This window comes from Solibacillus cecembensis (assembly GCF_050272495.1).
GTDB classification, from domain to species: domain Bacteria; phylum Bacillota; class Bacilli; order Bacillales_A; family Planococcaceae; genus Solibacillus; species Solibacillus cecembensis.
In genome coordinates this window covers 47,827-60,305 of the sequence record NZ_JBNNMF010000015.1, presented here as the reverse complement: position 1 = coordinate 60,305, position 12,479 = coordinate 47,827, and the positions used below count along the sequence as shown (strand labels likewise).

Below are 12,479 nucleotides of genomic sequence, written 5' to 3'. Positions count from 1 at the left end.
AAAACGTATTCGGCAAAATGCGAATACGTTTTTTCATATAAAACTGTGAAATTAAGCTTTTGTCGGAATTTGTAATGCCATTGCTGGTCCGAAAAATTCGTAATGGATTTTTTCAGAAGCAACACCTAACTCTACTAATTGCGCGATAGCAGTTTCCATGAATGGTGCAGGACCACACACATAAACTTCAGAATCCGCAGTTAGGAATGGTTCGATCATTGTTTTTGTAACAAAGCCATCTGTATCGCTATAAACTGCTTTATACGTACCATCTAATTGTGTGATTTTTTCTTCGATTGTTTCTTTGAATGCCGCTACTTTTTCGTTACGTGCACATTGAATGAACGAAGCTTTGCGACCTTCCATTGTATTTAACATACTTTGTAATGGTGTAACACCTACACCACCGCTAATGAATAATACAGGATTGTCATTATCTACTAATGTAAATACACCAGCTGGAGCACTTACTTCAAGCGCTGTACCCACTTCAGATTCATGTAAGAAGTTCGAAACAACACCGTTTGGATCATTATCGTCTTCACGTTTTACAGAAATACGGTAATATTCTTCTGTGCCTTCTGTAACTGTGTATTGACGGTTCATTAAATATTCTTCACCTGGTACTTGTACGCGAATACTAATATATTGACCCGCTGTGAAAGTAGGTAGTTTTTCACCATCGGCAGGTTGTAAATAGAATGATGTAACCGCATCGCTTTCTACTACTTTTTTAGCGATTGTAAACGGTTTAAATAAACGCCAGCCGCCTGCATTTTCAGTTGCTTTATATAAATCTTCTTCAACAGAGATGAATACATCCGCGATAACGCCGTATGCTTGACCCCATGCCTCAATAATTTCATCTGTTGCAGCGTCGCCTAATACTTCTTTAATGGCTGCTAATAAATATTTTCCAACAATCGGATAATGCTCAGGTAAAATACCTAAACTAACATGCTTGTGCGCGATTTGCACAACAGCAGGTACGATTGCTTCTAAGTTTTCAATGTGTACAGCTGCCGCATAAACTGTATTTGCTAATGCAGTTTGTTGACGATCTTTCTTTTGGTTCGTGTGGTTAAAAATGTTCAGTAATTGAGGATTATCATTAAATAAGTTCGAGTAAAAAGTTTTTGTAATGGCTACACCGTGTACTTCCAATACCGGTACAGTAGCTTTAATCGTTTCAATTGTTTGTTTTGTTAACATGTTTGAACACGTCCCTTCGAAATCAATATACGGCTTATTAAACTTTAAAGCAATATGTGAAATGCATCTTTAACAAAATGGACACAAACATATATACGAAATACATCTTTAACAAAATGGACACAAAGCTATATTGAAAATACTTCTTTAAAATTAAGCGCTTGTAGTCGAACTTTCTAAAGAAAATGTTATACTAATAAATAGAAAGCTGGTGGAAAACGTGCGCTTAACGGTATATACGGATTATTCTCTACGAACGCTCATGTATTTAGGCGTTCGAGGTCAAGAACATTTAGCAACGATACAAGAAATTGCAGATGCCTATCAAATTTCAAAAAATCATTTAATGAAAGTGACATATGATTTAGGGCAGCATGGCTATATTGAAACGATTCGCGGACGCGGAGGTGGAATTCGATTAGCAATGGCTCCTGAAGAAATAAACATTGGCGGGGTCGTAAGGAAAACAGAAGAAGACTTTCATATCGTGGAATGCTTTAATCCAGAAAGTAACTTATGTAAAATTTCTGCAGAATGTCAGCTAAAAGGTGCCTTGTATCAAGCATTACAGGCTTATATTGCGGTGTTAGATTCCTACACACTTGCAGATGTCATCACAACAAAAGATGCGCTCGCTGAATTATTTGGCATAACGAGAAACTAGTAAACGGATAATAAGTTTACTAGTTTTTTTTGCATGTGAAATGAAATACTTCATATTAAAATAGAGGATAGGTATATCGGTTAAAATATTATTGTAAAATCGTGAATTTTTGCTAAAATTTCACATATGGGCTATATTTGGATAAAAATTTACTCTGTTAACATAAAGTGAAGTTCGATAAAATAGAAGTAGTGAAAGAATAGGTGGTGAAAAATTGAAAAAAACAATTTTTATTACAGGAGCAACGAGTGGCATTGGGCTAGAAATGACGAAGCAATTGATTGCACAAGGGCATACCGTTTACGCAACAGGTCGAAATCCGAGTGCACTAAAATCGTTAGAACATCTAGGGGCGGTGGCGATTCAAGCAGATTTACGAAATACGGATGATATTGACCGGGTCGTTGCTGTGCTACCAGCAATTGATGTCGCCATTTTAAATGCAGGGCTTGGTTATTTTGCAAACGCTTTTGATCTGCTAGATGAAGAAGTGGATCAAATGCTAGAGCTCAATGTAAAAGCACCGATTTATTTAGCTAAACGTTTAGCTCCCCGGATGATGGAGCGCAACAGGGGGCATTTTATTTTCGTCGGCTCTCAAGCGGGGAAAGTGGCAACAAAAAAAGCGAGTGTTTATGCAGCAAGTAAGCATGCGATTACGGGATTCGTCAATGGATTGCGCTTAGAGCTTGCTGATTATAATATTGCTGTTACAGGTATTTATCCAGGACCGATTGATACACCATTTTTACAAAAAGCAGATGCAACGAATGCCTATCGCGATGCCATTAGTAAGTTTTTAATCCAGCCAAGTAAAGTGGCTAGTGAAGTCGTTAAAGCAATCGAAACGAAGCCGCGCGAAGTAAATTTACCACGTATATTAGGCGTAACGAGCAAAATGTATGCAGTAGCACCGAAAGTTGTGGAATTTTTCGGAAGTAGTTTTTTTAATAAAAAATAATAGGTCATTTAATTTTAAAAGATACATAGTATGTATGATGCAGTAACCAACTTAATTGAAACGGAAATTTTCAATATGTAAAGGCATTCACGTGTAAGAAGCCATTTCTTCAAATGTAGCGGTGTCTTTGTAAAACTTGTAATAAGCCAATGTAAGTTTAGAAAAGTCGTATTTTAGGGAAGAAGTCAAACATATAATCTTAAAGAGAGAAGGTAAATACCGAAATGAAAAAAAGCGTTATAATCGGAATTATTGTCGCTATGCTTACAATTGGAGGAGGGGCAACAGCCTTTTTCATGTTTAATAAATCAGCGAAGCAACAATATTTTCTTGCAGAAACAAAAACAATGGAAAAATCAATTGAGCTTTTCCAACAGAAATATGCCAACGAATTTGAGTGGTATGATAAGTCGAAAAATGACAAAACGGAATATGTGATGGACCTATCAGCGAGTCCTGGTGAAGAGCTATCTGCCTTTTTAGATCCACAAATGCTTAATATTATTGAAAACTCTTCAATAAAAATGACGACACAATCGGATATGAAAAAAGGCGAAATCAAGGCAAAACTAGATGCAAATGTGATGGATATTGAATTAAATGATTTTATCGTGTACTTAACGGCTGAAAAATTATTGGTGTCAGTACCATTTTTACAAGATACTATTCAATTGAATGACAAAGATTTTGGAAACGTGATGCGTATGACCGATCCAAACTATGAAGGTCAAGAAACATTAGGACTCGATCAAATGGTAGGGCAAAACCCTGTATATTCAGACGAAATATCAGAGCATTTGAAAAAGGAATATTTGATGTATTTCTATAAGGAACTTCCTGAAGATGCCTTTACAGTTGGTAAAAAGGAAGAAATAAAAGTTGGTGAGAAAAAGTTAACGGGTGAAAAGGTTACAATGAAGTTAACAGAGCAACAAGTGAAAGACCTTTTCGTTAAAGTGTTAGAAAAAGCGAAAAAAGATGACAAATTAGATGAATTATTGAAAACGATGTATGAGCAAAGTACGGGCATGGCTGTAACGACGCTTGATATGGACTTCTCAGGTGAAATGGATACAATGTTTGACGAAATGATTCAAGGAATGAAAGATTCAAGCATGCCAAATGGTTTAACTTCAGAAATTTGGCACCAAAAAGATATAATTGTTCAACGTCATTTTGAGATGACATTTGGAGAAGAAACGGTTGTCATTGATGGCAAACAGTCAGTAGAAGATGCACAACAAATTTTTGAATATGAAATGGGCGATCAAACGGATAAAGTGGTGATTTCAGGTGATTTATCTTGGAAAGACCAAAAAGCGTTAGATACAATCACTGTCAAAGTGGATGGTGATGCGTCAATCCTGCAATACAATGGCGATGAAACATTAAAAGGTGATACACGTACGTTTACAAGAAAGGTTTCATTTAAAGATGAATATTCAAATTTTGCAATGGATTGGTCAGGAGAAGCAACACATGAAAAGGATCAGATGGCAGTGGATCATCAGTTTGCCATTGCAATGGATGAGAGCGAGCTATTCGGCTTAAATGTCAACCAAACGGCAAAAGTGATTAAAGAAGTGAAATTCGATGCAGGTGACAACGTAATCAATATTGGTGAAATGGACCAAGAGGCGTTCGACCAGTATTTTAACGAAACATTATTAGATCAATCAGAAACATGGTTAATGGAAAAGTCCATGGAATTTGAAAATTTGTTCAATTAAAGGAATCAGGTGATGACGATGAAAAACTTTGTATTTTTCACACATCAATACTTGAAACAAATGAAGAAGAAGTGGTGGAAGCTGCTTCTTCTTTTCGTGTTTCCATTGGTGATAATCGCACTTTCCTTCATGGCTCTATCATCAATTTTTGTGCAGAGTGAACAGCAAAAATTGTCGATTGCCATTGTGAATGAAGATACTTCAAGTGAAAGTCAGCTTTTAACACAATTGATTGTAACGATTTTGAAAGAAAATACATATATACAGGCAGAGCTTCTTTCAATGGAAGAAGCGGAAGAGCAGATAGAGCAAAATGACAGCACAGCCGCGATTGTTTTTCCAAGTCATTTTGCCGCGGATTTATATAAAGGCACTTCTGTAAAGCTTCACGTGCTCGGCAATCCACAGCAAAAAACGCAAAGTATGGTCGTCAATGAACTTGTAGAAACAATTGCCCGCTATATTGCATCTGCGCAGGCGAATATTTTGACGGTGTATCATTATGCAAAAGATACATCCATTTCACCTGAAGAACTGGAAAGCTTAAAGTTGGAGCTCCTAATGGATTTTACATTTTATACAATGGGGAAAAGCAAAATTTTACGCGAATATGAATGGATATTGCAGCCATTTGCAAACCCATTGCATTATTATTCCATTGCCATTTTATTTAGTTTAACAATCATTTGGTCGATTTTGCTGTTCGTATTTTTATCGAAGCAAACATCAAAAAGCTTACAAATGCGCTTGAAATTAGCGGGTGTTGCATTTTGGCAGGAGCATGCAGCGCGGATTTTCACGACATTTATGACGGTGCTTATCCTTTCAAGTGTCCTTTTTGCTATCGCACTATTGCAATTGGATATACAGTATTATGCGCTTGATTACTTAAGAATGTTCCTATTTGTTAGCTTGCTTATCTTATTAACGATCGTTGTATGTGCTATTTTCGATGTTATTTTCCATTCGGATAAAGTGAAATTACTCATGACATTCCTATTATGTGTAGTGCTTATTGCAGGAAGTGGCGCGGTTTTCCCGACGATTTATTTCCCATATAGCATGCAACAATTATTCCCGAATTTTTATACATTCGACATTTGGAAATGGCTGACGGATCTTATTTTTGAAGAACGTAATTATGCATCGTATACAAAAAGTGGACTGATGCTCATGTTGGCATTCGCTTTGTATAGTAGCATCATTTACGTAAAGGGGAGGTGGGCGCGTTGAAAACATTCCTTTTTACAAGAATGCTCCTGTTGAAAAGGCAGTCGGTTTCTATTTTACTTTGGCTATTGATGCCACTGATTTTAACGGTTGTGGTCGTACAATGGGGGAATGCTGCGGCCCGGGATGCGCAAATACCCATCGCGATTGTGGATGAAGATAATAGTGAGTTATCTCAAGCATTCATACAAGAACTACAGCAAATGGACCTTTTAGCCATACAATTAATGAGCAAACAAAAAGCGCTCTATGCATTAGAGAAAAATCAGCTGGATAGTGTATTTATTATCAAGCACAATTTTGAAATGCAATTGCGAAATAATAAACGCAACCAGTTGATCGAGGCCTATTCAACGAACCGTTCGTATTTTTACTTTGCAGTTAAAGAAAATATTAGTTCTCTTGCACAACGCAAGGCGACACAAGCAAAAGCAGCGCATGAAGTGAAAAACTTATTAAACAAATATGACAGTGATATCGAGTGGTCATTCGATGAAATCGTAGCACAAGGGCAAAAGCGTGAGGAACGCTATGAATTATTAACGGTGGATTTTTCCTATTATAATGAAAATGAATCTTCTACCCCTACCGAAAAACCCAATTTACTGGCTTCATGGGGCATTTGGGCATTTTTCACACTCATTTCAACCTTCTATTTATTCGATTGGGTCATAAAAGAATCGAATCATCCAGTCGTTGTGCGCTGGTTGCAAAGTAAAATTTCATACATCACGTATTTTTTCAGTACGCTAGCTGTTTATTTACTCGTTATGCTTGTTATTGATTTTTTGACGTATCGAATAATTGAAACGCAATTTATATGGTCGCAAGTTTTAGCGATTGTCGTTTTCCGATTGAGTTGTGTTGCGTTAGCTTTTTTCGTCGCTGTTCATTTAAAACAGGTGTTGAGCTATTATTTCATCACTCCAATACTTGCGCTACTACTTGCACTTCTTGGTGGTGCATTTATCCCAATGGAAAGGTTCTTTGCGAAATGGCCTATAATGAGTGAACTGAGTCCCGTTTATGCACTATTACAATGGGATGTTTCGCTCGTTTGGAGTGTTTTCATAGTGCTCATATGCATGTATGTGTATCGAAAGGAGTCGAACCGATTTGCTTGAAGTGAAAAATATTTCAAAAAAATACAGCAATCATGAAATTTTACTAAATGTTTCGATGCATATTGCTCGAGGTGAAGTGGTCGGGCTTGTTGGACAAAATGGGGCAGGGAAATCGACCTTTTTACAAATTGTCGCAACAGCAATGAGTGCCAATTCGGGTGATTTGATGCTAGATGGCCTTTCTTATAAGGACAATTTAAAAGTCATACGTCGCCAAATCGGCTATGTGCCACAAGAAGTTGCATTGTGGGAGCAGTTGACAGTTCGAGAAAATATGTCGTTCTTTGCAAAGCTTAGCTGGACTAAATTATCCGAGGAGCAGTGTCGTGCTATTTGTGTAAATATGCAATTACATGAATGGGATAAGCAAGTGAGTGCATTGTCTGGTGGCATGAAACGCAAGCTCAATATCGCATTAAGCCTTATTGACGATCCGCAACTTCTATTATTAGATGAGCCGACAGTAGGCATTGATTTAAAATCAAAAACAGAAATTGCACGCTTCCTCTCGCAGCAAGCAAAAGAACATCAAAAAATGATTCTTTACACGTCCCATGATATGGAGGAAATTACGACCTACTGTGACCGCGTTTATATAATGGGAGAAGACTCATTTTATTATGACTATTTGCAGGAGAAGGGGATTGCCATCGAAAAAATGTGAAATATCTTCACCCTCGATGACAAATAGCATGTAGCGTGATTGCTCAAATTTTAGAAAAAAGTGGATTAAAAGAGTGTTCTGAAAACGATTCAGAAAAACTGTTTTCAGATATAGCGAAAAAGTTAAAAAATTTATATAAATACAGTTGCGTTTATTTTTATTCCATGTTACTATTTGTGTATAAACAATTAAATTAATGTATAAACATACATAAAGGTGGAGGCAATTAACATGGCAAACAAAAAAGTAGTTCTTGCATATTCAGGTGGTCTTGATACATCGGTAGCAATTCCATGGTTAACAGAGCAAGGTTGGGACGTTATCGCAGTATGTCTAGACGTTGGTGAAGGGAAAGACCTAGAGTTCATTAAAAATAAAGCGCTTCAAGTAGGTGCTGTTGAATCATATATGGTAGATGCGAAAGATGAATTTGCAGAAGATTACGCATTAATTTCATTACAAGGGCACACTTGGTACGAGCAAAAGTATCCATTAGTATCGGCTTTATCTCGTCCATTAATTTCAAAAAAATTAGTTGAAATTGCAAATGAAGTAAATGCAGATGCAGTAGCACACGGTTGTACAGGTAAAGGAAATGACCAAGTTCGTTTTGAAGTTTCAATTAAAGCATTAAACCCAGATTTAGAAGTTTTAGCACCTGTACGTGAGTGGGGCTGGAGCCGTGATGAGGAAATCGAATATGCACAAAAGCATGGTGTTCCGATTCCTGCAACGCTTGACTCACCATTCTCAATTGATCAAAACTTATGGGGTCGTGCAAATGAAGCAGGCGTAATGGAAGATCCTTGGGTAGCACCACCAGAAGAAGCTTACGGTTTAACAGTTGCACTTGAAAACACACCGGATCAAGCTGAAATCATTGAAATTGAATTTGTAGAAGGTAAACCAGTTTCATTAAATGGTACAGCTATGAAACTAGCAGACTTAATTGAGAAATTAAATGAAGTAGCGGGTGCGCACGGTATTGGACGTATCGACCATGTAGAAAACCGTTTAGTTGGGATTAAATCTCGTGAAGTATACGAAATTCCAGGTGCACAAGTGTTACTAACAGCACATAAAGAATTAGAAGATATTACGCTTGTAAAAGAGCTTGCACACTTCAAACCAATGATTGAGCATAAACTATCTGAAATTATTTACAACGGTTTATGGTTCAACCCAATCCGTACTGCTTTAGAAGCATTCTTAAAAGAAACGCAAAAGTATGTAAATGGTACAGTGCGCGTGAAGTTATTTAAAGGACATGCGATTGTTGAAGGACGTAAATCACCAAATTCTTTATACTCTGAGGAATTAGCAACGTATTCAAAACATGACAAGTTCAATCACGCATCAGCAGTAGGTTTTATCGAGTTATGGGGTATGCCAACAGTTGTCGCGTCAGAAGTAGCAAAAAATAAATAACTTGATTCAGCCCTGGCTGAATCAAGTTAAGCCCCGGCGGATGTCACAGATTTTTAGAGGAGTTTTTTCGAGCGAGCTCGAAAAAATCTGGACACAATTACGCCGAGGCGTAATTGATTAAGTGAGTGAGCGATTCGCATGTCGAGTCGCTCTTACTTTTAAATAGGAGTGTATTGATATGGCAAAATTATGGGGCGGTCGTTTCCAAAAATCCGCAGAAGCTTGGGTAGATGAATTTGGCGCGTCAATTGGCTTTGACCAACAATTAGTGCTGGAAGATCTTGAAGGTTCAGTAGCACACGTTACGATGCTAGGTATACAAGAGATTTTACCGCATGAAGATGTCGAGAAAATATTATCGGGCTTGGCGCAATTAAAAGTAAAGGCAGAAGCAGGGGAGCTAGAATTTTCTGTTGCCAATGAAGATATCCATTTAAATTTAGAAAAAATGTTAATTGATTTAATTGGTCCAGTAGGTGGAAAATTACATACAGGGCGTTCTCGTAACGACCAAGTGGCGACGGATATGCATTTATTCTTAAAAAAACGTGTGCCTGAAGTAATTGGTTTAATTGAAAACTTCCAAAAAACAATTATTGAGCAAGCACAGCAACATGTTGAAACGATTGCACCAGGCTATACGCATTTACAACGTGCGCAGCCGATTTCGTTTGCGCATCATTTAATGGTTTATTTCTGGCAGCTAGAGCGCGATAAAGAGCGTTTCGGTGAGTCGATGAAGCGTATTGATATTTTACCATTAGGTGCAGGCGCGATGGCGGGTACAACTTTCCCAATTGATCGCTTAAAATCAGCGGAATTACTTGGCTTTAGTGAAGTGTATGCAAACTCTATGGATGCGGTAAGTGACCGTGACTTTATCGTGGAGTTTTTATCGAATTCAGCGCTGTTAATGACGCATTTATCACGCTTTGCGGAAGAGATCATCATTTGGTCTACGGATGAATTTAAATTTATCGAGCTAGATGATGCATTTTCTACAGGTTCATCAATTATGCCACAAAAGAAAAACCCAGATATGGCGGAGTTGATTCGTGGGAAGGCGGGTCGTGCGTTTGGTAATTTAGTCGGTTTACTAACGGTTTTAAAAGGGACACCACTTACGTATAACAAAGATATGCAAGAGGACAAAGAGGGCATGTTCGATACGATGGAAACGGTTCTCGGCTCGCTTAAAATTTTCGAAGGTATGGTGCGCACAATGACGGTCAATACGGCGCGTTTACATAGCGCGGTACATTCGGACTTCTCAAATGCGACAGAGCTTGCGGATTATTTAGCAACAAAAGGCATGCCATTCCGTGAAGCCCATGAAGTAACTGGGAAGTTAGTATTCACATGCATTCAGCAAGGCATTTACTTACTAGATTTACCGTTAGAGGAAATGCAGAAGGAATCGGATTTAATCGAGCAAGATATTTACGATGTGCTTGCACCAGAAGCTGCGGTAAGTCGTCGTAATTCACTTGGCGGTACAGGCTTTGCGCAAGTGAACATTCAATTACAAAAAGCAACCGATTTATTAGGTTAATTATGAAATCCCGTTCTGTATACGTTGGCAGAGCGGGATTTTTTTCATTTGACGGATAGCCGCAAAATTCGTGCGCGTACATATGACATAATAGAAAAAATTGAACTCCATTTGAACGATTTGGAAAAAATATGCGTCTAATGAGTAAGGGGGCGAAAATATGGAGCAGGATCTAGTGAAAAAGGCTGTTCGAGGTGATCAAGACGCGATTTTACAGCTCATTGCAAACGATGAAGACATCTTCTATCGCATGGCTTTTACGTATGTGAAAAATGAACAAGATGCACTTGATGTGATGCAGGACTTCACGTATAAAGCATTAAAAAAGATGCATACCGTCAAAAATCCAGAGTTTGCAAGAACATGGCTTGTGCGCGTGTTAATACATAGCTGCATCGACTTTTTAAGGAAGCGGCCACAAACCGTTCCATTGGAGGAGCGACATTTAGTTGAAAATGCTGTGCACTATGATGTGGAAAGGATGCTTACCCAGCTAACATTGCCTGAGCAGCAACTCGTTTATTTAAAGTATTTTGAGCAGCTGAGAAATAAAGAAATAGCGGAAATTCAACAAATTCCTGAGGGCACAGTGAAATCGAAAATTCATTATATTTTGAGAAAGTTACGCAAGCATGCAGGGGAAAGGGAGGATTGGCTATGAATGAGCAGCAAGATATTCCAGTACCGAAAGCGCAACTTCAACAAATCAGACAGGATATGCGTCAAAAAGTGAAAAAAGAGAAAAATCGTCGGCAAAGAATGCTATCATCCACTTTGTTATTTGTTGTGTTGTTTAGCTTCGTATTGAGTATTCGTATGTCACCGACCATTGCAGGCTATGTGTCGAAAATTCCGGGTTTTGAACCGATTGTCAGGATGATTGCATATGACAAAGGAATCGAAGCGATTATGAAAAATGAATATTTTGAAGAAATCCATTCAACGGCCAGTGCAAATGGTTTAATGGTATCAGTTATAGGCGTAATTGCTGACAAGTCGGGAATGTCAATTTTCTATGAAGTAGATGCACCGTTTGATATTGCGAAGGTGAAAACGAAGGAAGTGAATCTTCTCCAAGACGGAAAAGAGATTTTAGCTAGCAAGACGTATGGATGGTTTGAAAATGAACCAACTCAGCATGTAGAGGGCGTAATCGAGATTTCAAATAAAGCAGGTATGTCCTACAAATCAAAGGAATTTGAACTTATTTTCCAATTTGATGATGAAAAGCAAACGAAAATTCAACTCCCTTTTACATTAAAAAACAATATTCAACCAGAAAAAGTCATTGCTTACAATAAAGAAATAGATATCAATGGACAAAAGTTTACAATTGAAAATGTAAGAACTTCTCCTTTGCGCATTGCATTGGATATTGCAATTGATCGGTCCAATACGATGCAACTTTTAAAATTAGAGGATTTAAATTTAATTGATGAAAATGGCGATGTGTGGGGCACAATTCAAAATGGATTTAGTGCATCAGGCCATATTCGAGATGGCCGCTTTACAGTTTATATGCAAAGTAATTATTTTGAACAGCCGAAACAATTGACGCTTGCGATTGGCTCTGTATATGCCGTTCCGAAAGGGCAAGATTTTATAGAGGTAGATTTTACAAAGCAGAAGGTTGTTTCGAAGCCAGACTATTACGATTGGCCAATAGACGTTAACGGAAAAGAAGTGTCTATTCAAGGAGAGACGTTAGATCCTTATAGGGGAGGATTATTATACAAAGCTTCAAGTCATGGGGAAATTAACTATCCTTCTAGTGAAACATTTCGTTATGGTGAAGAACACTTTGAATCAACTTATACGTATGAAGAAGCAGAAGGATTAACGAAAATCGACATTAACTTTTATTCGAATATCATTGGAGAAAATATCGAAATTCCGATACCATTAAATGAATAG

Annotated in this window: 11 protein-coding genes; 10 read left to right on the top strand and 1 reads right to left on the bottom strand. The window is 37.7% G+C overall.

Annotated elements, in window-relative coordinates:
- Nucleotides 1-51 precede the first annotated feature (51 nt).
- Nucleotides 52-1,212: an NO-inducible flavohemoprotein gene (gene hmpA / locus ACQKIH_RS14075; protein WP_427767034.1), complete on the bottom strand. Its 1,161-nt coding sequence runs from the start codon at nucleotides 1,210-1,212 to the stop codon at nucleotides 52-54.
- 220 nt (nucleotides 1,213-1,432) lie between these two features.
- Between hmpA and ACQKIH_RS14070 the strand changes: the two genes are divergently transcribed.
- The 10 genes from ACQKIH_RS14070 to ACQKIH_RS14025 all read left to right on the top strand — a co-directional run bounded on the left by ACQKIH_RS14070 (nucleotide 1,433) and on the right by ACQKIH_RS14025 (nucleotide 12,479).
- Nucleotides 1,433-1,876, top strand: a complete 444-nt coding sequence (locus ACQKIH_RS14070) for an RrF2 family transcriptional regulator (RefSeq protein ID WP_169793437.1) — start codon at nucleotides 1,433-1,435, stop codon at nucleotides 1,874-1,876.
- 214 nt (nucleotides 1,877-2,090) lie between these two features.
- Nucleotides 2,091-2,837: an SDR family NAD(P)-dependent oxidoreductase gene (locus ACQKIH_RS14065; RefSeq protein ID WP_427767031.1), complete on the top strand. Its 747-nt coding sequence runs from the start codon at nucleotides 2,091-2,093 to the stop codon at nucleotides 2,835-2,837.
- Between the two features lie 224 nt (nucleotides 2,838-3,061).
- Entirely contained in the window at nucleotides 3,062-4,567 is a 1,506-nt protein-coding gene (locus tag ACQKIH_RS14060; RefSeq protein ID WP_427767029.1) for a hypothetical protein, read from the top strand.
- A gap of 12 nt (nucleotides 4,568-4,579) precedes the next feature.
- Nucleotides 4,580-5,800, top strand: a complete 1,221-nt coding sequence (locus ACQKIH_RS14055; protein WP_427767027.1) for an ABC transporter permease — start codon at nucleotides 4,580-4,582, stop codon at nucleotides 5,798-5,800.
- Nucleotides 5,797-6,921: an ABC transporter permease gene (locus ACQKIH_RS14050; RefSeq protein ID WP_427767025.1), complete on the top strand. Its 1,125-nt coding sequence runs from the start codon at nucleotides 5,797-5,799 to the stop codon at nucleotides 6,919-6,921. The genes ACQKIH_RS14055 and ACQKIH_RS14050 overlap by 4 nt, the downstream gene beginning before the upstream one ends.
- Nucleotide 6,922: 1 nt before the next feature.
- On the top strand, nucleotides 6,923-7,585 hold the full coding sequence (locus ACQKIH_RS14045; protein ID WP_427767176.1) for an ABC transporter ATP-binding protein: 663 nt from the start codon (nucleotides 6,923-6,925) through the stop codon (nucleotides 7,583-7,585).
- A 231-nt stretch (nucleotides 7,586-7,816) separates the two neighbouring features.
- Nucleotides 7,817-9,013 (top strand): argininosuccinate synthase, encoded by a 1,197-nt coding sequence (locus ACQKIH_RS14040; RefSeq protein WP_057985074.1) that lies wholly within the window; start codon nucleotides 7,817-7,819, stop codon nucleotides 9,011-9,013.
- Between the two features lie 178 nt (nucleotides 9,014-9,191).
- Entirely contained in the window at nucleotides 9,192-10,565 is a 1,374-nt protein-coding gene (gene argH, locus ACQKIH_RS14035; protein ID WP_427767022.1) for an argininosuccinate lyase, read from the top strand.
- Nucleotides 10,566-10,725: 160 nt separating this feature from the next.
- Nucleotides 10,726-11,226: a sigma-70 family RNA polymerase sigma factor gene (locus tag ACQKIH_RS14030; protein ID WP_427767019.1), complete on the top strand. Its 501-nt coding sequence runs from the start codon at nucleotides 10,726-10,728 to the stop codon at nucleotides 11,224-11,226.
- On the top strand, nucleotides 11,223-12,479 hold the full coding sequence (locus tag ACQKIH_RS14025) for a DUF4179 domain-containing protein (RefSeq protein ID WP_427767016.1): 1,257 nt from the start codon (nucleotides 11,223-11,225) through the stop codon (nucleotides 12,477-12,479). The genes ACQKIH_RS14030 and ACQKIH_RS14025 overlap by 4 nt, the downstream gene beginning before the upstream one ends.

What these genes read in the sequence shown, in the direction of transcription:
- hmpA (WP_427767034.1), bottom strand. Translation starts at nt 1,212, where the DNA reads ATGTTAACAAAACAAACAATTGAAACGATTAAAGCTACTGTACCGGTA.
- ACQKIH_RS14060 (WP_427767029.1), top strand. Translation starts at nt 3,062, where the DNA reads ATGAAAAAAAGCGTTATAATCGGAATTATTGTCGCTATGCTTACAATT.
- ACQKIH_RS14055 (WP_427767027.1), top strand. Translation starts at nt 4,580, where the DNA reads ATGACGATGAAAAACTTTGTATTTTTCACACATCAATACTTGAAACAA.
- ACQKIH_RS14025 (WP_427767016.1), top strand. Translation starts at nt 11,223, where the DNA reads ATGAATGAGCAGCAAGATATTCCAGTACCGAAAGCGCAACTTCAACAA.
- argH (WP_427767022.1), top strand. Translation starts at nt 9,192, where the DNA reads ATGGCAAAATTATGGGGCGGTCGTTTCCAAAAATCCGCAGAAGCTTGG.
- ACQKIH_RS14030 (WP_427767019.1), top strand. Translation starts at nt 10,726, where the DNA reads ATGGAGCAGGATCTAGTGAAAAAGGCTGTTCGAGGTGATCAAGACGCG.
- ACQKIH_RS14040 (WP_057985074.1), top strand. Translation starts at nt 7,817, where the DNA reads ATGGCAAACAAAAAAGTAGTTCTTGCATATTCAGGTGGTCTTGATACA.